Annotated in this window: 31 protein-coding genes; 21 read left to right on the top strand and 10 right to left on the bottom strand. The window is 60.7% G+C overall.

Translation table 11 applies throughout. The features are described from left to right. The first annotated feature begins 11 nt into the window (after nt 1-11). Nucleotides 12-374 (top strand): diacylglycerol kinase, encoded by a 363-nt coding sequence (locus K8374_RS17935; RefSeq protein ID WP_084854460.1) that lies wholly within the window; start codon nt 12-14, stop codon nt 372-374. On the opposite strand, the gene K8374_RS17930 is transcribed toward K8374_RS17935, so the two are convergent. Beyond that, nucleotides 375-1,301 carry a LysR family transcriptional regulator gene (locus K8374_RS17930; protein ID WP_084854461.1) on the bottom strand — a complete coding sequence of 309 codons (927 nt, stop codon included), beginning with the start codon at nt 1,299-1,301 and terminating at the stop codon, nt 375-377. 120 nt (nt 1,302-1,421) lie between these two features. Here K8374_RS17930 and fpr point away from each other — a divergent pair, with 120 nt between their 5' ends. Continuing rightward, entirely contained in the window at nt 1,422-2,201 is a 780-nt protein-coding gene (gene fpr / locus K8374_RS17925) for a ferredoxin--NADP reductase (RefSeq protein WP_196144878.1), read from the top strand. Between the two features lie 261 nt (nt 2,202-2,462). On the opposite strand, the gene tsaA is transcribed toward fpr, so the two are convergent. The 5 genes from tsaA to rimO all read right to left on the bottom strand — a co-directional run bounded on the left by tsaA (nt 2,463) and on the right by rimO (nt 6,498). After that, a complete protein-coding gene (gene tsaA / locus K8374_RS17920; protein ID WP_224456621.1) occupies nt 2,463-3,158 on the bottom strand; it encodes a tRNA (N6-threonylcarbamoyladenosine(37)-N6)-methyltransferase TrmO in 696 nt (231 codons plus the stop codon). A gap of 6 nt (nt 3,159-3,164) precedes the next feature. Then, entirely contained in the window at nt 3,165-3,626 is a 462-nt protein-coding gene (locus tag K8374_RS17915) for a DUF1456 family protein (RefSeq protein WP_224456620.1), read from the bottom strand. A gap of 49 nt (nt 3,627-3,675) precedes the next feature. Further along, nucleotides 3,676-4,386, bottom strand: a complete 711-nt coding sequence (locus K8374_RS17910; protein ID WP_224456619.1) for an rRNA pseudouridine synthase — start codon at nt 4,384-4,386, stop codon at nt 3,676-3,678. Between the two features lie 122 nt (nt 4,387-4,508). Next, nucleotides 4,509-4,967, bottom strand: coding sequence for a GNAT family N-acetyltransferase (locus K8374_RS17905; protein WP_224456618.1), 459 nt, complete (start codon nt 4,965-4,967; stop codon nt 4,509-4,511). A 205-nt stretch (nt 4,968-5,172) separates the two neighbouring features. After that, nucleotides 5,173-6,498, bottom strand: a complete 1,326-nt coding sequence (gene rimO / locus K8374_RS17900; protein WP_224456617.1) for a 30S ribosomal protein S12 methylthiotransferase RimO — start codon at nt 6,496-6,498, stop codon at nt 5,173-5,175. Between the two features lie 34 nt (nt 6,499-6,532). Between rimO and K8374_RS17895 the strand changes: the two genes are divergently transcribed. The 9 genes from K8374_RS17895 to K8374_RS17855 all read left to right on the top strand — a co-directional run bounded on the left by K8374_RS17895 (nt 6,533) and on the right by K8374_RS17855 (nt 11,372). Next, the gene (locus K8374_RS17895; protein ID WP_224456616.1) at nt 6,533-8,152 is read left to right on the top strand and encodes a recombinase family protein; all 1,620 of its coding nucleotides are present in this window, start codon (nt 6,533-6,535) and stop codon (nt 8,150-8,152) included. A gap of 58 nt (nt 8,153-8,210) precedes the next feature. Continuing rightward, complete coding sequence (locus K8374_RS26530) at nt 8,211-8,474, top strand: DUF1654 domain-containing protein (protein ID WP_411969548.1); 264 nt, start codon at nt 8,211-8,213, stop codon at nt 8,472-8,474. A gap of 132 nt (nt 8,475-8,606) precedes the next feature. Further along, nucleotides 8,607-9,176 carry a hypothetical protein gene (locus tag K8374_RS17885; protein WP_224456614.1) on the top strand — a complete coding sequence of 190 codons (570 nt, stop codon included), beginning with the start codon at nt 8,607-8,609 and terminating at the stop codon, nt 9,174-9,176. Between the two features lie 9 nt (nt 9,177-9,185). Beyond that, nucleotides 9,186-9,407: a hypothetical protein gene (locus K8374_RS17880; protein ID WP_224456613.1), complete on the top strand. Its 222-nt coding sequence runs from the start codon at nt 9,186-9,188 to the stop codon at nt 9,405-9,407. Continuing rightward, the gene (locus K8374_RS17875; protein ID WP_224456612.1) at nt 9,404-9,691 is read left to right on the top strand and encodes a hypothetical protein; all 288 of its coding nucleotides are present in this window, start codon (nt 9,404-9,406) and stop codon (nt 9,689-9,691) included. The genes K8374_RS17880 and K8374_RS17875 overlap by 4 nt, the downstream gene beginning before the upstream one ends. A 246-nt stretch (nt 9,692-9,937) precedes the next feature. Beyond that, nucleotides 9,938-10,150 carry a hypothetical protein gene (locus K8374_RS17870; protein WP_224456611.1) on the top strand — a complete coding sequence of 71 codons (213 nt, stop codon included), beginning with the start codon at nt 9,938-9,940 and terminating at the stop codon, nt 10,148-10,150. 66 nt (nt 10,151-10,216) lie between these two features. Then, nucleotides 10,217-10,372, top strand: a complete 156-nt coding sequence (locus tag K8374_RS17865; protein WP_224456610.1) for a hypothetical protein — start codon at nt 10,217-10,219, stop codon at nt 10,370-10,372. Then, a complete protein-coding gene (locus K8374_RS17860; RefSeq protein ID WP_224456609.1) occupies nt 10,369-10,791 on the top strand; it encodes a hypothetical protein in 423 nt (140 codons plus the stop codon). Before K8374_RS17865 ends, K8374_RS17860 begins: the two co-directional genes overlap by 4 nt. An 83-nt stretch (nt 10,792-10,874) precedes the next feature. After that, nucleotides 10,875-11,372 carry a hypothetical protein gene (locus K8374_RS17855; RefSeq protein WP_224456608.1) on the top strand — a complete coding sequence of 166 codons (498 nt, stop codon included), beginning with the start codon at nt 10,875-10,877 and terminating at the stop codon, nt 11,370-11,372. A gap of 44 nt (nt 11,373-11,416) precedes the next feature. Here the strand turns inward: K8374_RS17855 and K8374_RS17850 are convergent, their stop codons facing one another. Next, nucleotides 11,417-12,133 (bottom strand): LexA family protein, encoded by a 717-nt coding sequence (locus K8374_RS17850; protein ID WP_224456607.1) that lies wholly within the window; start codon nt 12,131-12,133, stop codon nt 11,417-11,419. 109 nt (nt 12,134-12,242) lie between these two features. On the opposite strand from K8374_RS17850, the gene K8374_RS17845 reads away from it, so the two are divergent. The 3 genes from K8374_RS17845 to K8374_RS17835 all read left to right on the top strand — a co-directional run bounded on the left by K8374_RS17845 (nt 12,243) and on the right by K8374_RS17835 (nt 14,016). Beyond that, complete coding sequence (locus K8374_RS17845) at nt 12,243-12,482, top strand: Cro/CI family transcriptional regulator (protein ID WP_224456606.1); 240 nt, start codon at nt 12,243-12,245, stop codon at nt 12,480-12,482. Then, nucleotides 12,479-13,114: a hypothetical protein gene (locus K8374_RS17840; RefSeq protein ID WP_224456605.1), complete on the top strand. Its 636-nt coding sequence runs from the start codon at nt 12,479-12,481 to the stop codon at nt 13,112-13,114. Before K8374_RS17845 ends, K8374_RS17840 begins: the two co-directional genes overlap by 4 nt. A gap of 74 nt (nt 13,115-13,188) precedes the next feature. Beyond that, nucleotides 13,189-14,016, top strand: coding sequence for a hypothetical protein (locus K8374_RS17835; RefSeq protein ID WP_224456604.1), 828 nt, complete (start codon nt 13,189-13,191; stop codon nt 14,014-14,016). 685 nt (nt 14,017-14,701) lie between these two features. Here K8374_RS17835 and K8374_RS17830 read toward each other — a convergent pair. The 3 genes from K8374_RS17830 to K8374_RS17820 all read right to left on the bottom strand — a co-directional run bounded on the left by K8374_RS17830 (nt 14,702) and on the right by K8374_RS17820 (nt 17,873). Then, nucleotides 14,702-14,962, bottom strand: a complete 261-nt coding sequence (locus K8374_RS17830; protein ID WP_224456603.1) for an ogr/Delta-like zinc finger family protein — start codon at nt 14,960-14,962, stop codon at nt 14,702-14,704. 75 nt (nt 14,963-15,037) lie between these two features. Next, nucleotides 15,038-15,907: a phage portal protein gene (locus K8374_RS17825; RefSeq protein ID WP_224459354.1), complete on the bottom strand. Its 870-nt coding sequence runs from the start codon at nt 15,905-15,907 to the stop codon at nt 15,038-15,040. Further along, a complete protein-coding gene (locus K8374_RS17820) occupies nt 15,819-17,873 on the bottom strand; it encodes a terminase large subunit domain-containing protein (RefSeq protein WP_224456602.1) in 2,055 nt (684 codons plus the stop codon). Before K8374_RS17820 ends, K8374_RS17825 begins: the two co-directional genes overlap by 89 nt. A 161-nt stretch (nt 17,874-18,034) precedes the next feature. On the opposite strand from K8374_RS17820, the gene K8374_RS17815 reads away from it, so the two are divergent. The 7 genes from K8374_RS17815 (at nt 18,035) to K8374_RS17785 (ending at nt 22,612) form a co-directional block, all read left to right on the top strand. Then, complete coding sequence (locus K8374_RS17815) at nt 18,035-18,976, top strand: GPO family capsid scaffolding protein (protein WP_224456601.1); 942 nt, start codon at nt 18,035-18,037, stop codon at nt 18,974-18,976. A gap of 1 nt (nt 18,977) precedes the next feature. Next, a complete protein-coding gene (locus tag K8374_RS17810; protein ID WP_224456600.1) occupies nt 18,978-20,000 on the top strand; it encodes a phage major capsid protein, P2 family in 1,023 nt (340 codons plus the stop codon). Beyond that, on the top strand, nt 19,997-20,734 hold the full coding sequence (gene gpM, locus K8374_RS17805; protein WP_224456599.1) for a phage terminase small subunit: 738 nt from the start codon (nt 19,997-19,999) through the stop codon (nt 20,732-20,734). The genes K8374_RS17810 and gpM overlap by 4 nt, the downstream gene beginning before the upstream one ends. Beyond that, entirely contained in the window at nt 20,731-20,925 is a 195-nt protein-coding gene (locus K8374_RS17800) for a hypothetical protein (RefSeq protein WP_224456598.1), read from the top strand. The genes gpM and K8374_RS17800 overlap by 4 nt, the downstream gene beginning before the upstream one ends. Nucleotides 20,926-21,022: 97 nt before the next feature. After that, nucleotides 21,023-21,484 (top strand): head completion/stabilization protein, encoded by a 462-nt coding sequence (locus tag K8374_RS17795; RefSeq protein WP_084856453.1) that lies wholly within the window; start codon nt 21,023-21,025, stop codon nt 21,482-21,484. Next, a complete protein-coding gene (locus K8374_RS17790) occupies nt 21,481-21,942 on the top strand; it encodes a phage tail protein (protein WP_224456597.1) in 462 nt (153 codons plus the stop codon). The genes K8374_RS17795 and K8374_RS17790 overlap by 4 nt, the downstream gene beginning before the upstream one ends. Then, on the top strand, nt 21,932-22,612 hold the full coding sequence (locus K8374_RS17785) for a phage virion morphogenesis protein (protein ID WP_224456596.1): 681 nt from the start codon (nt 21,932-21,934) through the stop codon (nt 22,610-22,612). Before K8374_RS17790 ends, K8374_RS17785 begins: the two co-directional genes overlap by 11 nt. Nucleotides 22,613-22,615 lie beyond the last annotated feature (3 nt).

The raw sequence follows: 22,615 nt of genomic DNA, 5'->3' as shown, positions 1-22,615 counted from the left end.
AAGTGACTCCCATGTCGCCATTCAAGGGCCAGACCGGCCTCAAACGTATCTTCAACGCCGCCGGCTATTCGCTGGACGGCCTGCGTGCCGCCTTCAAGGGCGAGGCCGCGTTCCGTCAACTGGTGATCGCCAACCTGGTGCTGATTCCCCTGGCGTTCTGGCTGCCGGTCACCCGTGTGGAGCGGGCGATCCTCATCGCCGTCTGCCTGCTGGGGTTGATCGTCGAACTGCTCAACTCGGCGGTGGAGGCAGCCATCGACCGCATCTCCCTGGAGCGTCACCCCTTGTCGAAGAACGCCAAGGACATGGGCAGCGCCGCCCAACTGGTCGCCATGACCATGGTGGCGCTGGTGTGGGGCGTGATCCTGCTCTGATCAGGCGATCGGCGGCAGGACGATCTCGTCGCTGCGGCTGACGCCGGCGGTGAAGCTGCGGCACAGTTCGAGGAATTCTCGCATGGCAGAGGTCTGGTACTTCTGCTTGTGCCAGATGAAATAGAACTGCCGCGACAGGTCCAGTTGCGGGGTTTCCACCGGCACCAGGCTGCCACGGCGGAACGCATCGCGCAGGGCCAGGCGCGAGATGCAGCCGATGCCCAGGCCCGACTCCACGGCGCGCTTGATCGCCTCGGTGTGTTCCAGCTCCAGGCGGATGTTCAGGTTGGCACGATGGTGGCGCATGGCCTGGTCGAAGGTCAGGCGGGTGCCGGAGCCTTGTTCGCGCAGGATCCAGGCTTCGTGGGACAGTGTCTCCACGTCTGCCCAGCCGGCCTTGGCCAAAGGGTGCTGCGGCGCACAGAACACGACCAGTTCATCTTCCACCCATGGCTGCACCTCGATGTCCGGGTGGCTGCAGTCACCTTCGATTAGACCCAGGTCAATTTCATAGTGGGCCACCTGCTGCACGATATGTACGGTGTTCTGCACATGGAGCTTGACCTGGCTCTCGGGGTGGCCCTGCATGAAGCTGCCGATGAGCAAGGTGGCCAGATAGTTGCCGATGGTCAGGGTGGCACCGACCGCCAATGAGCCGAAACCGGTCTTGCCATTGAGCAGGTCTTCGATTTCCTTGGCCTGGTCGAGCAGGGCCACGGCCTGGGGCAACAACTGGTGGCCTAGGGCATTGAGGCTCAACCGCTTGCCGGCGCGGTCGAACAGCTGGCAGCTGGATTGACGCTCCAGTTCAGTGATCGAGGTACTGGCAGCCGATTGCGACAACGCCAGGACGCTCGCCGCCCGTGACACGCTCTGGTGCTGGGCGACGGCGACAAAGACTTGTAGCTGACGAAGCGTGAATCGCATATCTATATAACCGATAAGACATATCTTGATAATCCATTTAACAGATATTGTCGCTGCCCCTAAAATATCGCGCAATAGTGCGCTTGGTCCGCGCTGCGTCTTTCTTCAGGAGCCCCATAGATGAGCAACATGAACCACGAACGTGTCCTCAGTGTGCACCACTGGAACGACACTCTGTTCAGCTTCAAGTGCACCCGTGACCCGGGCCTGCGCTTCGAGAACGGTCAGTTCGTGATGATCGGCCTGCAGCAGGACAATGGTCGCCCGCTCATGCGCGCCTACTCCATCGCCTCGCCGAACTGGGAAGAGCACCTGGAGTTCTTCAGCATCAAGGTGCCGGATGGTCCGCTGACCTCCCAGCTGCAGCACCTGAAGGAAGGCGATGAGATCATCATCAGCAAGAAGCCTACCGGTACGCTGGTCCTCGACGACCTGAACCCGGGCAAGCACCTGTACCTGCTCAGCACCGGCACTGGCCTGGCGCCGTTCATGAGCGTCATCCAGGATCCGGAAACCTACGAGCGCTTCGAGAAGGTGATCCTGGTTCACGGTGTACGCTACGTCAACGAAGTGGCCTACCGCGAATTCATCACCGAGCACCTGCCGCAGAACGAGTTCTTCGGCGATGCGGTACGTGAAAAACTGATCTACTATCCGACCGTGACCCGTGAGCCGTTCGAGAACCAGGGCCGTCTGACCGACCTGATGCGCAGCGGCAAGCTGTTCAGCGACATCGGCCTGCCGCCGATCAACCCGCAGGACGACCGCGCCATGATCTGCGGCAGCCCGAGCATGCTCGACGAGACCGCCGAGGTCCTGGACAGCTTCGGCCTGAAGATCTCCCCGCGCATGCGCGAGCCGGGCGATTACCTGATCGAGCGTGCCTTCGTCGAGAAGTAAGCGGCACGCTGCATAAGAAAACGCAGGCCTCGGCTTGCGTTTTTTATTGCCTGTGGAATACAGAGAACTATTGATCAGTGCTGCCCCCTGTAGGAGCGGGCTTGTCCCGCGATCAAGGGCGAGGCCCTTGCCAGGGGCGGTGATATCGGGTCGAGCCTAATCGCGGGACAAGCCCGCTCCCACAAAGAGCTCGTAATATCAAATAGTTATGAGTTGTTCTATAGGGCTTGCCCCGCGATCGGCCATTGGTAGCGCTGCAAATCAAAGGTCTTGCACTACTTCCAATACGCGAATCTCATCAGGCTGCGGGTAGTGCCAGCGTACCTGCACGTCCCAGAACTTCACCCCATACACCCGCTCGGCCGGCGGCACCTGGTACGCCGGTCGCGGGTTCTGCGCCAGGCATTGCTCGATCAGCTCCACCAACGGCTCCCCCAGGCGCACGGCATGGGCATGGGCCTGGGGCAGGGCGCTTTCACTCCAGCCTACGGCAATCGCCTCAGGTGCATCGCTGGCCATCTGGTTGACGGCGCCGTCGATACGGTCGGCGTACGGCACATAGGGCTTGATATCCAGCACCGGCGTGCCATCGAGCAGGTCGATGCCCGACAGCAGCAGGCGCCCCGGTTCCACGCCTTCCAGGCGCACCACCGACTGGCCAATGCCATTGGGCCTATGGGTCGCACGGGTGGCGAACACGCCCATGCTCTTGTTGCCGCCCAGGCGGGGCGGGCGGACCTTAAGGCGCGGCTTGTCTTCCAGGGCCTGGTGGAACAGGAACAGCAGCCAGACATGGCTGACCTGCTCGAGCCCGGCCACCGCATCGCCCTGGTCGAATGGCGGCAACAGTTCCAGCACGCCACGCGCCGCTGGCGCCAACTGCGGTTGGCGCGGGATGGCGAATTTCTCCTTGAAGCAGGAGCGGACGATACCGACCGGTGAAACCGTATGCTGCATGCTCACTCAGCCACGCACGCGCAGGGTCAGGCCCTTGAGGAAGTTGCGCAGCAACTGGTCGCCGCAAGGGCGGTAGTTGTCGTGCCCGACCTTACGGAACAGGGCGCTCAGCTCTGGCTTGGACACCGGGAAGTTCACCGACTTGAGAATCTCGTGCAGGTCTTCTTCCTTGAGCTCGAAGGCTACGCGCAGTTTCTTCAGGATGGTGTTGTTGCTCACCGGCACTTCGATCGGTTGTGGTGCGCGGCTGTCGTCGCGGCCGCGGCGATGGATCACCAGGCCGTCGAGAAAGTGCGCCATGACCCGTTCAGGGCAGCGCACGAAGCCGGCTTCGTCCTCTTTCTTCAGGTAGGTGGCCAGTACCAGCGGGTGTACCTCGAGGCCGGACAGCCCGATGATCTCGGCCATTTTGGCGTCGTTCACCTTGAGCATGTAGCGCAGGCTACGCAGGACATCGTTGTGGTTCATGTGACAGATCCTGTTCAAGCGCCACGCAGACCATGGCGTGGCGGTAATGCTAGAAGCGTTCGTTGACAGCCAGGTAGCGCCATTGGCCGGTAGGCAGCTTGCCCATGGACACGCCGCCCAGGCGGATACGACGCATGCCCAGCACCTTCAGGCCGAGGCTGGCGCACAGGGCGCCGATCTGCCCGGGGCGTGGGTTCTTCAGGGCCAGGCGCAGGTGGTTTTCGTTCTGCCAACTGGCCTTGGCCTTGGGCAGCTCCTGGCCGCTACGGGTGATACCCCGGGCCAAGCGTTGCAAGGCTTCTGCAGGCGCCTGGCCTTCGACCTGGACGATGTATTCCTGCTCCAGGCGATGCAGGTCCGCCTCGACCTTGCGCGTTACCCGCCAATCCTGGGTATAGAGCTGCAGCCCGCTGGCGCCTGGCTCCAGGGGGGCGACGCAGGTCAGCCGGGCGAAATGCCCGTGCAGCGGGCGTACCGCTGGCGGGTGGGTTTCGCTGAGGGTGGCCATGGTCATGCTGGCCCGGCCCGTCTCGGCGTCCTGGCCGGCCAGATGGTTGAGCAGCAGGGTGACCGGCGGCAATTGCTCGGCACGGGCACCGGGCAGCAGGGCGACCTGTTCGGCGGAGACCTTGTACTGGGGTTGTTCGACCACCACGCCGTCCACCGTGACCCAGCCGCCCTCGATATACAGCTCGGCCTCCCGGCGCGAGCAGCCGAGTTGCTCGATGAGGCGTTTGGACAGGCGCACGGGTTCAGACATGAAAGCGATTCGCATAAGGGCAGGGGAAGCCGACATTGTACCTGCCCAGGCGGCATTGGGGCTGGGAATCTACGCCATTTACGCCATTTCAGGGGAGGTTTACGGCGTCCTTCACCCCAATCTCAAGGTTTTGTACGAATACGCCGCATGTGCAGCAGGGGATAGGGTTGGCCCAGGCCGTCGGTTTCCGAGCGGCCACTGACTTCGAAGCCCTCATGCAGGTAGAAGCCTAGGGCCTTGGGGTTTTGTTCGTTGACGTCCAGGCACTCGGCGTTCAGTTCGTCGACGGCATAGCGCAGCAGGCGTTTGCCGATACCCTGGCCGATGAAATCCGGATCCACGAACAGCATGTCCAGTCGCCCGTTGGCCACGCCCGCGAAGCCACGGATGCGCTTGGCGGTGTCTTTGCAGCAGACCAGCATGACGGCGTCGAGGTACCGGCGCAGCACGTATTCGCGCAGCAGCACGATATAGGCGTCTGGCAGGAAATCATGGGTGGCACGCACCGACGCTTCCCAGATCCGGACCAGCTCCGGGTAGTCGCTCACGTGTGGGGTCTGTAGCGTCAGGGGCGATGACATTGGGCTTTCCTCGTGGGGCATAGAGGAAAACATAGATGCTAAAAAATACCCTGCCAGTGAGAGCGCTTTCGCCTGCCTGGGGCTGCTGCGCAGCCCATCGCGGCACAAGGCCGCTCCTACAGGTTCGCGCAAACCCTGAGCGGCCTTGTGCCGCGAAAGGGCCGCAAGGCCGGCCCCGACGATCTTAAGTGGCTGGTAGAAAGCCTCAGACAGGCTCGGCCCACATGTCGTACTCGTCGGCATCGACGATGCGGCAGCGTACCTTGTCGCCCGGTTTGAAGCCGTGGTCGCCGTCGATGAACACGCTACCGTCGATTTCCGGCGCGTCGAAGAAGCTGCGACCGACCGAGCCCTGTTCCTCGACTTCGTCGATCAGCACGTCGATTTCCTTGCCGATACGTAGCTGCAGGCGTGCGGCGCTGATCGCCTGCTGGTGCGCCATGAAGCGGTCCCAGCGCGACTGCTTGACGTCGTCCGGTACCTCGTCCAGGCCCAGGTCGTTGGCTGGGGCGCCTTCGACAGGCGAATACTGGAAGCAGCCGACACGGTCGAGCTGGGCTTCGGTCAGCCAGTCGAGCAGGTACTGGAAGTCTTCTTCGGTCTCGCCCGGGAAGCCGACGATGAAGGTGGAGCGGATGACCAGTTCCGGGCACTGCTCGCGCCAGCGCTTGATGCGGGCCAGGGTACGGTCTTCGAAGGCCGGGCGCTTCATGGCCTTGAGGACCTTGGGGCTGGCGTGCTGGAAGGGGATGTCCAGGTACGGCAGGATCTTGCCGGCAGCCATCAGCGGGATTACGTCGTCGACGTTCGGGTACGGGTAGACGTAGTGCAGACGCACCCAGGCGCCCAGGCTGCTCAGGGCTTCGCACAACTCGAGCATGCGGGTCTTGACCGGGCGGCCGTTCCAGAAGTCGGTCTTGTACTTGACGTCCACGCCGTAGGCGCTGGTGTCCTGGGAGATCACCAGGATTTCCTTGACCCCGGCCTTGACCAGGCGCTCGGCCTCGCTCAGTACCTCGCCCACCGGGCGGCTGACCAGCTTGCCGCGCATGGACGGGATGATGCAGAAGCTGCAGCTGTGGTTGCAGCCTTCGGAAATCTTCAGGTAGGCGTAGTGGCGCGGGGTCAGCTTGACGCCCTGGGGCGGTACCAGGTCGATCAGTGGGTTGTGGTCCTGGCGTGGAGGCACCACCTCATGCACGGCGTTGACCACCTGCTCGTACTGCTGCGGGCCGCTGACCGACAGCACGCTCGGGTGCACGTCGCGGATGTTGCCTTCCTCGACGCCCATGCAACCGGTGACGATGACCTTGCCGTTTTCCTTGATCGCCTCGCCGATCACTTCCAGCGACTCGGCCTTGGCGCTGTCGATGAAGCCGCAAGTGTTGACCACCACCACGTCGGCGTCCTCGTAGGTGGGCACGACTTCGTAGCCTTCCATGCGCAGCTGGGTCAGGATGCGCTCGGAATCGACCAGAGCTTTCGGGCACCCTAACGATATCATTCCTATACGTGGGGGTTTCTCTGTCATCATAGGATGATCCTCATCAGGGTGAATTTTCGTAATGGCAAAAAACGGCGCGAGAGTATACAGCTATTTGCGGTTTTCCGATCCACGGCAAGCGACCGGCAGCAGTGCCGACCGTCAGCTGCAGTACGCCCAGAACTGGGCTGCGGGCAAGGGCCTGATCTTGGACGACACGTTGTCGCTGAGAGATGAGGGTTTATCTGCCTACCATGAACGACACGTCAAGCAGGGCGCGCTGGGTGTGTTCTTGGAAGCGATCGAAAACGGGCGCATCGCTCACGGTTCTGTTCTTGTCGTGGAGGGCTTGGACCGTCTGAGTCGTGCTGAGCCGATCCAGGCCCAAGCTCAGCTGGCACAGATCATCAACGCCGGTATCACAGTGGTCACAGCCAGCGATGGTAGGGAATACAACCGCGCCGGGCTGAAGGCTCAACCAATGGACTTGGTCTATTCGCTACTCGTCATGATCCGTGCGCATGAGGAGTCGGACACCAAGAGTAAACGTGTGAAGGCGGCGATTCGGCGCCAGTGCGAGGGGTGGAAGGCCGGTACCTATCGCGGGTTGATACGCAATGGCAAGGATCCGCAGTGGGTGCGCTGGACTGGGGATTCCTGGGAGCTGATCCCGGAAAGAGTAGCGGCAGTCCAGCGAGCTCTGGCCCTTTACCGCCAAGGTATGGGGGCAGGCCGGGCTGCCAAATTGATGCACCAGGAAGGCTACGAACTGACCGATTGGGGTATATCTGGACTGCAGATCTATCGGCTGATTAAGTTGCCAGCCCTACGCGGGGTGAAGCGGCTGACGCTTGATGGTGAGGAGCATGAGCTGGAGGACTATTACCCTCGGATACTGTCGGAGGCGGAGTGGGGGGAGCTCCAGCACCTAGCTGGCCAGCGTCTTCGTCGCCGAGGTCATGGAGAAATCCCGGGGATCGTGACCGGAGTGGGCCTGGCGTACTGTGGTTACTGCGGTACAGCTTTGGTGGCTCAGAACATCATGAATCGACGACGTGCAGACGGCAGTTTGGCGGACGGCCATCGTCGACTGCAATGTACCTCCTACAGCAAAAACGGCGGTTGTTCAGCAGGCGGCAGTTGCAGCGTGGTGCCGATCGAGCGGGCGCTGCTCAACTTCTGCTCTGATCAGTTCAACCTGCAGCGCTTGCTCCAAGACGGAGACGATGGACGTGGGTTGCAACATCAACTGGCTGCTGCTCGCGCAGAGGTCGACAAATTTTCGAGTCAGCTTGCGAAGGTGACCGATGCCTTGCTTGCCGATGACAGTGGTGCGGCGCCGTTGGCGTTTGTCCGTAAGGCCCGTGAGCTCGAGCAGCTGCAAGAGGCTGCAGAGCGAAAGGTGAAGGATCTGGAGCACCAGGTATCGGCATTCTCCAGCGTAGAGCGACCCGTACATGCTGGACGTTGGAGGGAGTTGGCGAGCCAGGTCGAGGCAGGTGACTACAGCGCCCGCGAGCAGGTTCGGCAGTTGGTTATGGATACCTTCGAACGGATCGTCATCTACATGCGGGGGATAGGTGCAACGGATCGAACCAGCCGCACCATCGATGTGCAGCTGTTCTCCCGCACTGGGCAGCACCGTCTGATTCAGATCAACCGGAGGACGGGAGCTTGGCTGGCGAGTGAGGACTGGACATAGCTGGTGGCGTATTGCCTTCGATTGGAGAGAATTTATACTGTATGTGTGTACAGTGCTTATGGATCAGCTTATGTTTACCGTCCCAACCATCTTCCCTCCTCCTTCCGCGACTCGTTTCGAACAACTCACGCGACGAATCCACCGGCAGGTGAATAGCTCAGCAGCTCAAGATAGGCGACGAACGGTAATCAGACGCTTACCGGGGGAGCGAGTGGATGATTGGGATAAGCTGCTCGACCAACTGGAGGTCGAGGAAAGCGTGCGGTTGACACGTTTGGATGGCGGGGCAATCCAATTGTCCTGGACAAACCAGCATCGATGAAAGAGTGTCTGCGGTTAATTTATCCGAGGAAAATATGTCGCTGGTGTTTGACTTGCAATTAGCCTGGGGCTAACTTATTGCCATCGGTTCACAGCAGGCCACCCTGCTGTGATCGCTTTGGAGATGAGTCGCATGCAAAACCTTCCGCTTCGCCTTTCCTTGGCCAGCCGTCATGCGCTGGCCCGCCAAGTCGGCGTGAATGGCACCTACCACCATGATCTGCACGACGCCGTTACGACCGAGATCCGGGCTACTGCTCGCGTTGTAATTGAGCAGTGCTGCGATGGCGTAACTGCTCGGGTTGAGCTGGGTGAATCCGTCAATACCATCACCCTGGCCCAACGCGAGGACAACGGCACACGGCTGGCCGTTTTCATCGAATCGTTGGCGAACGATGTCGCGGTGCCGATCGGTACTCTGGAAGAGGGCGAGACCCAGCTTGCCAGCGATCTGGAGGCGATGCTGCGCGATGCTGTGCGGGAACGTCGAGGCTCTTACTACCTGCCGGTTGAAGGTGTCGAAAGCCTGGCGTTGTTGCTCCGTCAGAGTGCGTTTGATCCGAAGCGTGTAGCGTTCCGCTTCGAGTTAGACGGGGTGTGCCTCACTTTGCCGGTGCTGCTGCCGAACGATCGCGAACTGGCTTACGCGTTGCTTAGCGGCTGCGTCCAAGAGTTCGTGGCCAATTACCGCATTGCGGCTTGAGGGGGCGATATGACTATCCAAATCGCCCTGCCCAGCAAAGCCCAGGCGCAGCTCGAAACCGCCCTTGCCCTCTACCGGAAAGCGATCGATGACCTAGAGTTCGCTATCCAGTCCGAAGCCTGGGGGACCATCCACACGTTGCAAGGTAGTCGTGACCTGCAGGCTCACACCATCGCAGCAATCATCAACAACTGCACTCCCATCTTCATTGGGGAAGGGGTGCCAGCATGATCGGGATTCCCAAGACCGGCGCCCTCGAGCACAGCTGCATCAGTGCCAACGTGACCACGGGCTATCGCTTCACCACCGCAGATGGTCGCCCGGCGCGCCTGGCGATCATCGACGACCAGGGCAACGTGGTGGAGGCGGGCGAAACCGTCGCCCAGGAAACCTGGAACGTCTGCGTCACGGTCATCAAGAAGTTCATGATCGGGCAGGGCCATATCGTGGTGCACAGCGCACCGCCAGGAGCTGCGGCGCAGGAAATACCGCGTAAGGGGAGAGCTGCCCAATGAGCGCTACGCCGACCTTATTGGAGCGGTATACCGAGTACAACAACCGACTCAAGTCCCAGGGCATCACATTCATTGAGTTTGCATGCCCTGGCTGTCGCCAGACCTTAGAGACGCGTCCAGCCCCCCGAGGCGAGCAGTGGGACACCCTGTCGCAGTGCCCCTATTGCAATGTCTTGTTCATGAAAATCACCGTGGGCACCAAGGTCTATGCCCTCATTTCCAGCGAGGTTGGATCAGGGCGGACGAATGATCAATGCGGATGAGCTGGAGGCACTACGTCGTGACGCCGATCGCTATCGCTGGTTGCGGAAGCATGCGGTGCGGATTCAGGGCAGCCAATTGTGGTACGCCGGGATGGCGTTAGATATCCGCGTTGATGTAGGGCGCGACCGAATGGCCGACCAGGCCAAACCCATACAAGAAGGTGGGATGCTGTTGCTCAGGCATCAACCTGATTGAGAGGCGCCAGGACAGCGGCGGCCACCGATGTCCTGGCAGGACTGACCAACTTTTAGGGAATCAATCATGTCCGAACGTGACTATACCACAGTTCGTAGGATGAGCCTGCGCGAGGCGGTAGATCCAGTGAACCGAGAGAAAGTGAAGGCCTACTTCAAGCAAGAGTGTTGTCTGGTTGCTTGGCATGGCTTCTTGCGCTCGATCGGAGAGACTGCACGATGACCGCTTGTTCTTCGAAGTCGGTGCTGGTCGACGCGGATGAGGAATGGCAAGCGGTCGTGGCCTTCCAGCAAATGGCCCCGCAAGAGCAGTTGCGCCATTGGATGCAGGGCAAAGAGTATTTGACGGTACCGCCGTCGCAGTTGCCCCATCTGCAGTCAATCGTCAAAGCTGCCCAGTCCTGGGTGGAGTGCTGCGATTGGTTACCCCATGATGATCGCTATGGGCAGTTACGCTACATGGTCTACAGCCCGAGCTTTGGTGGTGATTTGCTGCGCTGTCAATTCACCGACCTGGGGTGGTGGCATGAGGGCATGGCCGTGAACATCAGCGGGGTGACCCACTGGCGGGTCGCTGGCCCCGGCGAAATAGACCATTTCGCGCATCCTGCTGCACTAGCAAGTTTAAATTTTCACGAGTAAGTAGTTAGCGGGGAATCATGAAAACAGTCATATGCAAATCCAGAAGCATAGGTCCGTCCCTACTCATAGCGTCGAGTGAGTCGATGTTGAAGTTGCATCATCTCCTTTTCAACATTCCGATACTCCCGCTCGGCTCGGGGAGGCAGGTTAATGGCACCATGTTGGTCGGCCAAGTCGCCCTTGTTGAGTATCGCGAATCGTTTGCTTGCGAGGTGGATAAAGCGGATTACGTCAGTGTCGTCCACCAGTGCGCGTCGGATGTTATCGACCTGTCGTCCGCGATATTCTCTGCTCGGATCCGGGAGGAAGAGGGTGCTCTGGTAGTGAACGGGGCGGGGGGAAAGATCGACCAAGTTTCCGTGTGGGTCTTGCCAGATAGCGTGAAACTCGGCCTCAATGAGCATGCCAGGAGTCTCCCAGATGGCCCAGCCTACCAGCTGTTCTCCACCGTGCGCGATGACCTGCTCTGGAACAATACTGAAGCATTCTCCCATTGGCTTTCCATGCAGCGGTTTGTACGGAACGATAAGGGGTGTTTGGTCCTGGGCCACACTTCTGCAGAAGTCGATAACGTGAGTTGAATCTGGGTTGCTTGGTCTTGGAAGTAGCATCATAAGTCCATTAGTTACATGCCGGTGATCTTGGCATCAATCGCCCGGCCTACGATCTGCCAGTTCTCGTCCAAAACAACCGTCTGGTACTCGGGATTGAGGGGGACCAGATAGGCAACGCCGGCGTCCAGGACGTACTGCTTGAAGGTGTGTTCGCCAGTGGGTATGTGCAGCGCGACATAGAACTTTCCGCTGACCAGATCGAAACCTTCGGGACGGATTAGTATGGGAGTGCCAGGCGGAAAGCTGGGTGGGGTGTCGGAGGTCATCGATTTCCCCTTCACTTCCAGCCAATAGCCGTTGGGGCCGGCATTCTCAGTCGACGACAGCCATTCTTCGGCGACTCCGGTGGGGTGGGAAACCGAGGACTCGATCGCCTCACCTGCGACCACCCAAGTGAGTAAAGGGTACTCCCTAGCTTCGCGATGTGGCTGCAGCATTGGAGAAACGTTGCCATGGCTGGCAGCGGCCATATCAGCGATTTCAGCTGCAAGGCGCGGGCTGAAACTTTCTATGGGCTCCCCAAGCATTTTGGCCAACACAGCCGCAAACTTGGCATTCAGTGGGTTGATGCCCTTTAGGTAATGGTTCACAGATACTGGGGTGATCCCTGCTGCGTCTGCGATTTTTCGTTGTGTGAGTTTGAGTCCATTCTTTTTCGAAAGGAAAAGATCATGGGCTGCTTTGCACTCGGCAAGCAGATGGGGGGCAATAGGTTTCTTCTTGGTCATTCGGAAATCATAAGCCGCTAGCTAACAGTTTTGGTTAGCTAGCGACATTGATAAAAAATATGCCGCCGGGTAACATTTCGTGCAACTCATCAGTCAGAGGTGTGCGGATATGGAAACGATTCCCCTTGGTGAATTTGTCCAGAAAATTGGGCAGGCTCGCGTTGCGCGGGCTCTCCATGTAAAGCCAGCATCCATTGCAAAGGCTCTCAAAACCCGTCGGAACATCACAGTCTCAATCGCTGACGACGGTTCTTGCACTGCTCAGGAAACCCGGCCGTTCCCCTGTCAAGAAAGCTCCCGACCAATCCAGGACATTGAAGGGCAGGCTAAGACGCTGAGTCCTACATGAACATGTCCAATCCTCGACACCTGCTGGTATCCCGCGACCAGGTGCTGGTGGCGCATGCCGCCGACATGATCGCTCGCACGGGGTTCAGTCAGGATCATTTTGCCCAGGCACTCAGCAGCCATCTGCACGACCTGGTGCCGGCCAAGGCGATCGCCAAGGACGTGCCTGACTTTCATGCTCTCGCCCAGGGCAACGACACCGACGCTTTCCTGAAAGCATCAGGCGCTTGGTTGCGCCGCGTCGGACGCTGGTTGAGCGGCGAGGTCGACCTGCCCAGCTGGATCGAGGAGGCCTGGGTGCAGGCGCTCGAGGGCGACTACCAGGAGCACTGCCTGAACGAACTGGCAAGCCGGCACGGCCTGACCGGCGCTCGCGCATTGCGGGGTGACGCTAATCCCGTTGGCGTGTTCGGCCAGTTGGTGGCCCGCCTGGGCAGCACGGTAGCGCTTGGGAGCGAGATCTTGGCGGACGGTCGGATCGATGACCATGACCGAGCCAAGTTGCCAGATTTTGTGGAGCGTCTGCGATCAGCTGAAGCGCGCTGCAGTGAACTGCGCACCCGGGCTGAAGAAGTGCTCCGCGATCAGCCGCGGTTGAAGGCTGTCAGTGACCAGGTGAATTCGGCCCCGTGAGTTCATCGCCCGATACAGTCGCGAAGCAAGCCGCAGGCCGCTCCAGGAACGAGCGGCCTACTGCTACCCGTGGTGTGGACAAGAAGAAGCCACACGCGGGCTTGCGAGCCCCTATTCGACCGCTGCGATACGCGGCCCCGCGCAAGCTCTCTGCCGAGCAACTGAAAAAGCCGCTGATCCGCAAAGCGTTCTGGCGGCTGAGCCGGATCGGCCAGTTGCGCGGTCGATACCTGCGTACCCTCGACACGATCCATGGCGGGCGCCGTACGCGCTCCGAGAAGTTCGCGGCCTTGTCGCGGATCCCTGAACAGATCCTAGTGCGCCTCGATCTGGCGACGGGCGTGCTGGGCTGGCTCGATATCGAACAAGGGCAGTTCTTCCTCAACACCCAGTGCAGCATCGCCGAGGACAGCGGGATATCTCCGTCTGTGCTGAATCGGCTGCTGCATAGCATGGAGAAAGCCGACTACGTGTACCGGCGTATCGAGAAGGTGCGGCTGGACGAGAAGGATGAGGCGGGACTGAATCTAGTGCGCACCCGTGTCCTGGTGCGCTTCACCGAGAAATTCTGGGCGGAACTTGGACTGCGCTACGAGTGGATCAAAGCTAAGAAATCGGCCATTAAAAGCCGAGAAAAAGAGCTTCGCCAGATTAGCATGTTCCGTGCCGCGAGGCTAGAAAAAGCTTCGCTAGAAGCATTCCAGCGGCAGCAGAAGCGCCATCAGTGGCAGAAGAGCGAGGAGCGTAAAGCCGCGCTTCAGGACGCCTCCGGAACGCTACCCAGTGGGGTAGGGCCACCAACAAGCGATAAACCTCAGCAGCGGCCTCCTACGGGCCCCACGGCTGTCACCAGCGCCATGGATCGCTTGCTCAGCAAGGTTGCTGCCAAGAAGACCACGTAACCCCCTTTATCGCACCCTCTGCGAGGCCTGGCCGTGCCAGGCGATCCCCATCCCCCCGCATTTTCCCCGCGTACAACGGCCACAGGCTGGCCGGCGTTGTCGTGCGCGCCCATTTTCCCCCCAGGTTCACCCGTGCCGCCGGCAGCCCCATCGGGGCGCCGGCAGGCTTTTGAAATAAATGGAATTTTAAACCCCAACCAGTAACCGCGAAGCGTGAAAAGTAAGAGGCTTGCGAGGTGTTTGGCCTATCGCAGCAAGGGAACATGATGATGCCTTCGCCCAGGGGCTCAGCTCGCTGCGCTCGATTCTTTACCTTCGCGGGCTACTCGCCCGCACCCCGGCAGGGCAGTGCCCTGCACCCATGCTGCCTCGCCTGCACAATGTGCCGGCGATTCAGCACGGCGGTAAAAGCGGGTAATCAGGCGCGTCCGGTCGCGATGTTGCGTGGTCGGGCGTGCTCGCGGGCCGGCCTTGGCGGGGCGGCGGACATCTTTGGGCTTGGCGTTTGTCGAGGGATCGGCCGCTGCGCGGGTATCGCCGCGCCGAGACAGTGGCCATCAGTGAAGATCGTGCAGGCGGCTGTCATGCCTGCGCTGCAGGCATCCGGTGTTGAATGGACATTGGGCGTTACGGAAAGTGCCCGCGTGGGGCACTTGAAGGCGAGGCGATCGAGGAGAGGAGGGGGTCAGGCCCCTTGCGCGATACCGAGCTGCTGGAACAGCTCCTGTTGCCGATCGGCAGGCAGGCTGCGAATGTGGTCAACTAGCAAAGTGGTCTGGCGCTGGGCCGGTGCGCGCAGGGTATGCTTGAAGGTCAGTTCCGACACCCAGGTGTGCCCGCACTCGGCGTTCAGGCATTGGCAGTACAGTTTCACATAAGCTCGGGTGGTCTCTTCCCGCGAGCTGATACGGCCCTTATGGTCGCAGGCAGTACAGTGGATCCTCATATGTCCCTCCCCAGGGATTTCCATGGCCATCATTATGCCGTCAATTTAGGCGACGATCATCAAATTACTGTGTTTTTAATCAGTATTTTTGCCGAGGTTTGCCGGCTCTACCCATCGGATTCGGCGGTCCTCCCGTAGAGTGTTGTTGACCTGGTCGAATAGTTGGCAGATAGGGCGGATTTCATTGCTGGTGTACACGCGATCGATCTTCTCGATGTCACCGAAACCGCCGGTGTTCTCCGGGATGATCCCCGCCAACGCGGGATTCATGCGCCAAGCCGCGATGATGTCGTTGCGGGTGATGTTCTTGACCTTTTCCAGCTCGTCCTTGGCCTGGAAATCGCCTACAGGGATGATCTTGATGGCGTTTTCGCCGCCGTTGGGAATGTTGACGAACATCGATCGGAAGTTGCCCACGCCCTTGCTCGCGCTGATCTGGGCGCGCAGCTCGTCCTCGTCTTCCTGGGTGAGGTCCGGGTCGTTGGTGTAGAAGATGTAGCCCGCATGCGCGCCGTTGCTGTAGTAGCGCCGGCGGAACAGGGTGGCGGCTTCGTTGAGCAACAATGCCTGCAGGCCGCCCAGGTAGTCTGGTACACCGTAAATGTCCTGTTCTACGTCGTAGTCCAGGACGTGCTCGATCTCGTCCTGGTCGTAGTCGATGAACTTGTTATCTGGCAGCAGTTGCCGGTACCCGCCATCCACCTTCACGCGCATGTTGATCGCGGGCATGTGTTCCAGCTCCAGGATCTGGCCGAACGCATTGGGTCGTCGGTAGAAGTACGCCTCCCCGAACACCATGTAGTCTAGGCCGGCCTGGCCCATGGTCTTGGCACTGCAGCCGATCGAGGGGATGAACTCACGCAGCAGCAGGTTGCGCTTGAACTTCGGAATGGCGCCGTGGTGTGCGTTGGCGCGCAGTAGCTTGGCCAGCCCAACGCGGGACACCGGCGGCTTGAAGATCTCGCCGTCGTCGCTGGGGAACACGCCCAGGTGCTCGGCGATGTTCTTGGACAACACCTGCTCGGGCTCCCCGAATGTGAACATGCGCGCGCGCTGTCGTTCCGGCGCTTGGGTGGTCTGCTTTCTGCGTTTGTTGGACATGGGCTCCGCTCATGAGGTAGCGGCTGCGGCGCCGCTTGTTGGTGTTCAGGGGTTCGTTGTGCAATGCGTGCATCACCGCCCAGGCGATGTCGGCGTGGCCGGTGGCGTCCGTCCTCGAGGCGCTGAACGTGATCTGCCCTCCATTGGTGGTACCGCGCTTGATGGTCAGGAAGGCCTGGGCAATCTCGGTCCAGCCGGCGTCCCACTCGATGCGGCCCGCCTGGATGACATCCTGGGCCTTGAGCACCAGGGTGGTTTTTGTCTCCAGGCTGTAGTGAATCGACTTGGCTTTTGGGAAGAAGTCGCGCACCAGGTCGTACACGCCGATGCCGACACCGGTGGTATCGATGCCGATGTGTTGGACGTTGTAGCGTTCGGTGATCTTCTTGACCTGAGCGGCCTGGTGGGTGAACGACTGTCCCCGCCAGCTGTGCTTTTCCAGGATCCTGAAGTTGCCGCCGGATTCTGCAGGTGGCGCGACGACCACGCACGTCGCATCGTCCCGGGTACGGCTCGGGTCGTAGCCCAGCCAGACAGGGGCATTGCCGAAGGGGCGGGCCGCGTCTGGATTGAAGTCCGCCCACAGAGTGAAGTCGGAGTAGCACTTCTCCAGGTCTTTCAGGCCAAAGGCGCTCTGCGTGCTGTCGATGAACTTGCAGTAGAACAGCTGCTGGAAGCTATCTTCGTCGTACTCCAGCTGCAGCTGCTCGAGGTCGAACAGATCGCACCCGCCGGCGATCGCATCGTCCAGGGTAATGGTCTTGCGCCACTGACCGTCTGGGCAGAGCGCGCCCTGGGTGTACGCGGCCTCGCCTGGCCATTCGTTGGCCGTCGGCTTGCCGCGCTTGCTGTTGCGGAAGGCCTCGCCCGTCCAGAACGGGTAGGCCTGGTGCGATACGGCGCTGGGCGTCGAGAAGTAGGTCTTGCGCCACTTCTTGTGCGTACCCATGGCGCTGGCCACCTTGCTCAGCTTCTCGAAGTCGCGGATCCAGAAATATTCGTCCACGTACACATGGCCATGGTAGCCCTGGGCCGTGCTGCTGTTGGTGGACAGGAAGCGCAGTTCGGCGCCGTTGCTCAGGACGATAGGGTTGCCAGTCAGCTCTATGCCGAACCACTCCTGGGCGAACGACACGATGTAGCTGCGGAAGATCTCCGACTGGGCGCGGCTGGCCGACAGGAACACCTGGTTGTCACCGGTGAGCACAGCATCCATGAAGGCCTCGCCGGCGAAGTAGTAGGTAAGGCCAACCTGCCGGCTCTTCAGGATGTTGCGAATTCTGCAGGTGAGGGGGTTCTGTTTGGCGGCGAACAGCTCTTTCTGGTAGCCGTACATTTTGGAGATGAACTTATCCAGGAAGTCCACCTCGGTCAGGCCGCTGATATCGTTCTTGGCCTTCTTCTCTTTGCGCTTGCCGCCGCGCTCGCCCTTGTCGCCTCGATCTCGACGCTCACGGCGCTGGCCACGCGGCTCGTCCTGGTCGGGATCCGCTCCTACGTCGGTCGCTGGCGTTGCAGCCGGGCGGCTCGATTGCTTGATCAGCCGCTCACGAATTGATGTCAGGCGTTCCAGCTCCTTCAGTTCGCCCTCGGTCAACGTGTCCTGCTTTTCCAGGATGAGCGTGATCCGCCGGCTGACAGCAGTCACCGGTTCCTCATCGGTCAGCATCTCGTCCCACTCGCCCTGGCGGATCCAGTGATAAATGATCCGCACGTTGGGGAGCTTGAGATGCGCCTGGATTTCCTTTACCGAGCAGCGGCGCAGGTAGAGGCGTTTGGCAGCCTCTTTGACTTCTCTTGGATAGATCATGGGCCGCAGTCTATGCGGCGATAAGTGCTTGAACTTCAGGAAAAATTCCGCGTTTCTCCTAGATTTTGAAAATAGGAGGAGTGCGCAAGCAAAGCGTTTGGCCGATGCCGATCGGCTGCCTATCGTGGCGCTCAATACCCCCATCGAGCGCTTCACTGACCATGCCCCGTTCCCTTGTCTCCTACTGGAAACGTGTTGCTACCAGCGGCCCTACCGTCGATGGGCGCGAGATCTTGCCGCAGGAGCTGCGAGAGATCGCGGAAAGCTACGACCCCGCCCTTTACACCGCAGTGATCTGGTACGAACACGAACGCATCCATGGTGCGTTCGGGACTGTGTATGCCGTCCGCCTCGTTGAGAAAGCGGATGACTTGGAGGAAGGCGCCGTAGCGCTGGAAGCCCAGCTCAAGCCCAACGACAAATTGCTGCGCCTTAATGACATGGGCGAAAAGCTGTTCAGCAGCATTGAGATTGACCCGAATTTTCGAGGCCGTGGGAAGGCTTACCTGCGTGGCATCGCCGTTACTGATGAGCCCGCGAGCGTTGGTACCCAGGAGCTGTATTTCTCTGCCAGGGCAAGCAAGCACACCTATTTTGCCGCCTCCCAGGCGCTTGGCTCCTTCTCCAATGACGAGCCCAAGGGCGAGATGGCCAAGCTGCTCGACATGATCAGCAGCCTTTTCAAGCGGTTCGCCGACGACAAGCCGTCCGCCGATACCCCCACCCCCACCACCGAGAGCAAGCCCCCAATGGATGAAGCTACCGCTACAGCGCTGAAGGCTCTGCGCGACCAAATGCTGGTCGTAGTTGCTGGCCTGAACGCCGTTGTTGAAGGCGCCGCAGCTGACGCGCCTGAGCCGGACCAAGAACTGATCGATGACGTACAGGACGCCGTCGACGAGATCGTCACCACAGCGGAAGAAGAACGCGAGTACAACCGTTCCCGCCGCAAATCCCGCAAGCAGAGCAACTTCAATCAGCAGTTGCTGCATGAACTGAAGCAGGTCCGTAAGGACTTCAAGGCCCTGACCGACGCACCTGCAGGTCGGCAGTTGCCACGCACTTCCGCGCCGGTGCAGCAGCCGAAAAAGCGGGTGCTCTGATATGGCCCGTAACCTGAGCGCCTACGGCGCGGAAATGTTCGCCGAGCTACAGCTTGCCCTGGCCGAAAGCTATGGTGTTGAGCTGGTCACCAAGCAGTTCAGTGTTGAACCGTCGATTGCCCAGGAGCTGAACGACGCGATTACCGCCAAGGCTGACTTCTTGGAGCGAATCAACGTCGTTCCGGTGTCCGAGATTAAGGGCGAAAAAGTCTTCATCGGCACCAATGGACCGGTCACTGGCCGCACCAACACCAAGACCACCGATCGCGAAGCCAAGGACGCTTCGGCCCTCGATCACAACATGTACGAGCTGTACGACACCCAGTCCGACGTGGGTCTGCCGTACGCCAAGATCGACGCCTGGGCCAAATTCCCAGACTTCCATCAGCGCTACACTGCCGCCGTTCAGAAGCAAATCGCTCTGGACCGCATCATGATCGGTTTCCACGGTACCCACGTGGCTGTCCAAACCGACATCACCCAGTACCCGCTGCTCCAGGACGTGAACAAGGGCTGGCTGCAGCAACTGCGCGAGCAGGCGCCGCAGCAGGTGCTCAAGGAGATCGTCCCAGCTTCCGGCAAGGTGACCCTGGGTGCTGGTGGCGACTATGCCAACCTCGACGCCCTGGTGCACGACACCAAGCAACTGGTGGATGAACGCCTGCGCGAAGGTGGCGACCTGGTCGCGATCATCGGTACCGACCTGCTGGCCTCCGACAAGGCCAAGTTGTACAGCAAGCAGGGCGACACCCCAACCGAGAAAGAGCGCATCGAGCTTTCCCAGGTGATCGCTACCTATGGCGGCCTGCCGGCGTACAGCGTGCCCTACTTCCCGGTGAATGCGGTGCTGGTCACCAGCTTCGACAACCTGTCGATCTACTACCAGGACAGCTCCTGGCGTAAGCAGAGCGTGGACAACCCGAAGCGCTCCCGCGTCGAGGACTACAACAGCCGTAACGAAGGCTACGTCATCGAGCAGTTGGAGAAGATCGGCCTGACCGAGAACGTCGAGGTGCTGCCGTGAGTTACGCGCTGCAGCATAAGCGCCGGATCCTGTCCCAGGGCGTTGCAGCGGTGACCGCCGCTGCAGAAGCCGCCGCGCTGCCGTATTCGCCAGCGGAAGCCCTGAACAGCCCAGCGAACGCCCGCAAGCACTTGGCGCTGATGGAGGCCGGCCTGGACGAGGATCTGGCCCGCCTGAGTGCGATCAAGGGGATGGCTACTCGCCAGGATCTCAAGCGCAACGAGCTGCTGCCCAAGTACCAGGACTACGTCCAGCGCTACTTGGCATCCGGCCTGGTGTACCAGAACCGCGTCCTAGTCCAGGTCATGGTCTGGCTGTTCGACACCGCGCAGTTCGACGATGCCCTGGAACTGGCGGACATCGCCATCGCGCAAGGCCAGCAGATGCCGGAGCGTTTCAAGCGCGACATCCCGACCTTTGTCGCCGATGCCGTCTGCGAATGGGCCTACGACGAATACAAGGCGAAGCGCAGCCCGGAGCCTTACCTGTCCGACCTGCTGCCCCGCGTGGATGGTGAGTGGAAGCTACCGGAGCAGATCCCGGCCAAGTACCACAAGTTGGTCGGAATCCGTGCCCTGGAGGCCAAGGAGTGGGCCAAGGCGGTCGAGCACCTGGAGCGTGCGACCGCGCTGTATCCGAAGGTTGGTGTGGACACCCGCATCGAGAACGCCCGTAAGGCCCTGCGCAAGCAGGCCGCAACCAGCGGCCCAGCCGCACAGGAGCCACAACCATGACCTACGTCGTGCTGAAGCCGTACTTCCAGGAAGACGAGCTGTACGCCACCCAGGAGGAGGCCGAAGCCGCCGCCCAAGCCCACCTGCAGCAGGTGCCGAGCCAGCCGGTCTACGTCGCCCAATTGCTGAAGTGCTTCAAGGCCTCGGTGAAGGTCGGAGCGGCCTCCGTGCCGGCCCCACCAGGTCAGTAAACCCAGGCTACCCCCCCAGCGGGAACCCGTGAAACGAGTCGGCCATTTGGCCCGCCCCGTGGCAACGGTGTCTCCCGCCCTTTTCGAGTGACCAGCAATGAGCTTTTCAGGCAAACCCACCACGGTCGTAGAACAGACCATCGAGAACAACGGCTTCTGGCCGGACCTCTCGCTGGCTGAATACCAGAAGGCTTACCGCCTGCCGGGCGAGTACCTGAGCGAAGTGCTGGTCACTCAACTTGAACTCGCCATGGGCGAGGTCAATGCCGACCTCAAGAAACTCATGGCCAGCTGGAAAAGCATCGGTATCACCGAGGTGGCCACCGCCGATCCGCTGCTCCTCGAGGAGCGCGCCTACAAGGTGAAGCTGTACAAGCGCGCCGTGTATTGCCGCGCCAAGGCCACCGCCCTGACCGACTTTGCCACGGTCACTCGCCGCGAAGTGGCCGAAAACACCGGCAAGGAGGCGCCCGAGCGCGCCGACACCTACTTGGCATTCAGCCAACAGGCCGTGCGCGCCCTGCAGGGCCGTAGCCGTATCACGGCGGTGCTGCTGTGATCCAGCTCAAAGCGCTGACCGCGTACCTGCTCGATCGGCAGTTGGTTGCCGCTGAGCAACTGGACGCCTGGACCGAGCAGGTCAATCTGGAACTGGTCTGGAAGGAGACCGAGAAGGGCCTGCAGATGGGCAACATGCGCTACCGCGCCGTGTTCAGCCTGGAGCGCTTCAACGACCATCCCGGGCGCCTGATGGCCCTGGTCGGCAGCTGGCTGGAAACCCACGACCCCGATCGCCACCTGTTCGAGCTGCCGGCGCCGGAATTCGCCATTGAACCTCTGGATCTGGGGGCGGGCCAGGAGCTATTCGACGTGGACCTGGTACTGGAGTTCGTCGAGCCGCAGTACCTGGTCGAGGACCCTGACGGCGAATTCCAAGCGTTCGGTACCACCTGGGCCCTGGCTCCTTTCGATCTGTGGGTAGCTGAGCAAGGCGAGGTGGTCAGTCATGGGGCGTAGCCTGTTCGAGCTGGATGCCCGAGGCATGCTCGGCGTCCGTGAGCAACTGGCATTGCTGCAACTGCCCCCGCAGTTGCGCAAGCGCCTGCTCAACAACGTATCCAAGCGCGTGCGCACCATGAGCCGTCAGCGGATCCGCAGCCAGCAGAATCTGGACGGTACCCCGTTCGCTCCCCGCAAGAAGACCGAGCCAAGCCAGAAGAAGATGGAGGCCGGCCTGGGCAAGCTCCTGCAGGTCACCAGCCTGACCCCTGACCAGGCGACTCTGGGATGGAAAAACGGCCTCACTCGGTGGATCGCCGCGCAGCAACACAACGGTGCCGCCGAGCGCCGGACAGCCCAGCAGATGCGTCGCTGGAACCGCGTCCCCGAAGGGGCTGTATCCACACCGAAACAGGCCAAACGACTGCGTCGGCTGGGCTTTCGCGTGCGTCAGGCTGGCAAGAAGGGGCTCACCCGGCCCTCTGTGGCCTGGATCCTGGAGCACGTCAGCTACATGCAAGCTGGTGTCCTGATCCGCGTCCTGGACGATGAGCGCGGCGAATCCACCGGCGCAGACAGTTGGGACATCACGCTGCCCAAACGCCAGTTTTTGGGCGTCAACCATGCCCGAGAAACCAGCCTCCTGGTGAACCAGGTCCTGCAGCAAATCATCAATTCACCCCGTTAACGA

The organism is Pseudomonas sp. p1(2021b), assembly GCF_020151015.1.
GTDB lineage: Bacteria > Pseudomonadota > Gammaproteobacteria > Pseudomonadales > Pseudomonadaceae > Aquipseudomonas > Aquipseudomonas putida_K.
This window is presented reverse-complemented; position numbering and strand designations above follow the sequence as displayed.

What these genes read in the sequence shown, in the direction of transcription:
- K8374_RS17820 (WP_224456602.1), bottom strand. Translation starts at nt 17,873, where the DNA reads ATGATCTATCCAAGAGAAGTCAAAGAGGCTGCCAAACGCCTCTACCTG.
- K8374_RS17875 (WP_224456612.1), top strand. Translation starts at nt 9,404, where the DNA reads ATGATCGGGATTCCCAAGACCGGCGCCCTCGAGCACAGCTGCATCAGT.
- K8374_RS17800 (WP_224456598.1), top strand. Translation starts at nt 20,731, where the DNA reads ATGACCTACGTCGTGCTGAAGCCGTACTTCCAGGAAGACGAGCTGTAC.
- K8374_RS17785 (WP_224456596.1), top strand. Translation starts at nt 21,932, where the DNA reads ATGGGGCGTAGCCTGTTCGAGCTGGATGCCCGAGGCATGCTCGGCGTC.
- K8374_RS17860 (WP_224456609.1), top strand. Translation starts at nt 10,369, where the DNA reads ATGACCGCTTGTTCTTCGAAGTCGGTGCTGGTCGACGCGGATGAGGAA.
- K8374_RS17880 (WP_224456613.1), top strand. Translation starts at nt 9,186, where the DNA reads ATGACTATCCAAATCGCCCTGCCCAGCAAAGCCCAGGCGCAGCTCGAA.
- K8374_RS17850 (WP_224456607.1), bottom strand. Translation starts at nt 12,133, where the DNA reads ATGACCAAGAAGAAACCTATTGCCCCCCATCTGCTTGCCGAGTGCAAA.
- K8374_RS17910 (WP_224456619.1), bottom strand. Translation starts at nt 4,386, where the DNA reads ATGTCTGAACCCGTGCGCCTGTCCAAACGCCTCATCGAGCAACTCGGC.
- fpr (WP_196144878.1), top strand. Translation starts at nt 1,422, where the DNA reads ATGAGCAACATGAACCACGAACGTGTCCTCAGTGTGCACCACTGGAAC.
- K8374_RS17810 (WP_224456600.1), top strand. Translation starts at nt 18,978, where the DNA reads ATGGCCCGTAACCTGAGCGCCTACGGCGCGGAAATGTTCGCCGAGCTA.
- K8374_RS17855 (WP_224456608.1), top strand. Translation starts at nt 10,875, where the DNA reads ATGTTGAAGTTGCATCATCTCCTTTTCAACATTCCGATACTCCCGCTC.
- K8374_RS17935 (WP_084854460.1), top strand. Translation starts at nt 12, where the DNA reads ATGTCGCCATTCAAGGGCCAGACCGGCCTCAAACGTATCTTCAACGCC.
- rimO (WP_224456617.1), bottom strand. Translation starts at nt 6,498, where the DNA reads ATGACAGAGAAACCCCCACGTATAGGAATGATATCGTTAGGGTGCCCG.
- K8374_RS17830 (WP_224456603.1), bottom strand. Translation starts at nt 14,962, where the DNA reads ATGAGGATCCACTGTACTGCCTGCGACCATAAGGGCCGTATCAGCTCG.
- K8374_RS17895 (WP_224456616.1), top strand. Translation starts at nt 6,533, where the DNA reads ATGGCAAAAAACGGCGCGAGAGTATACAGCTATTTGCGGTTTTCCGAT.
- K8374_RS17915 (WP_224456620.1), bottom strand. Translation starts at nt 3,626, where the DNA reads ATGAACCACAACGATGTCCTGCGTAGCCTGCGCTACATGCTCAAGGTG.
- K8374_RS17815 (WP_224456601.1), top strand. Translation starts at nt 18,035, where the DNA reads ATGCCCCGTTCCCTTGTCTCCTACTGGAAACGTGTTGCTACCAGCGGC.
- K8374_RS17845 (WP_224456606.1), top strand. Translation starts at nt 12,243, where the DNA reads ATGGAAACGATTCCCCTTGGTGAATTTGTCCAGAAAATTGGGCAGGCT.
- K8374_RS26530 (WP_411969548.1), top strand. Translation starts at nt 8,211, where the DNA reads ATGGATCAGCTTATGTTTACCGTCCCAACCATCTTCCCTCCTCCTTCC.
- tsaA (WP_224456621.1), bottom strand. Translation starts at nt 3,158, where the DNA reads ATGCAGCATACGGTTTCACCGGTCGGTATCGTCCGCTCCTGCTTCAAG.
- K8374_RS17865 (WP_224456610.1), top strand. Translation starts at nt 10,217, where the DNA reads ATGTCCGAACGTGACTATACCACAGTTCGTAGGATGAGCCTGCGCGAG.
- K8374_RS17905 (WP_224456618.1), bottom strand. Translation starts at nt 4,967, where the DNA reads ATGTCATCGCCCCTGACGCTACAGACCCCACACGTGAGCGACTACCCG.
- K8374_RS17930 (WP_084854461.1), bottom strand. Translation starts at nt 1,301, where the DNA reads ATGCGATTCACGCTTCGTCAGCTACAAGTCTTTGTCGCCGTCGCCCAG.
- K8374_RS17885 (WP_224456614.1), top strand. Translation starts at nt 8,607, where the DNA reads ATGCAAAACCTTCCGCTTCGCCTTTCCTTGGCCAGCCGTCATGCGCTG.
- K8374_RS17795 (WP_084856453.1), top strand. Translation starts at nt 21,023, where the DNA reads ATGAGCTTTTCAGGCAAACCCACCACGGTCGTAGAACAGACCATCGAG.
- K8374_RS17870 (WP_224456611.1), top strand. Translation starts at nt 9,938, where the DNA reads ATGATCAATGCGGATGAGCTGGAGGCACTACGTCGTGACGCCGATCGC.
- K8374_RS17840 (WP_224456605.1), top strand. Translation starts at nt 12,479, where the DNA reads ATGAACATGTCCAATCCTCGACACCTGCTGGTATCCCGCGACCAGGTG.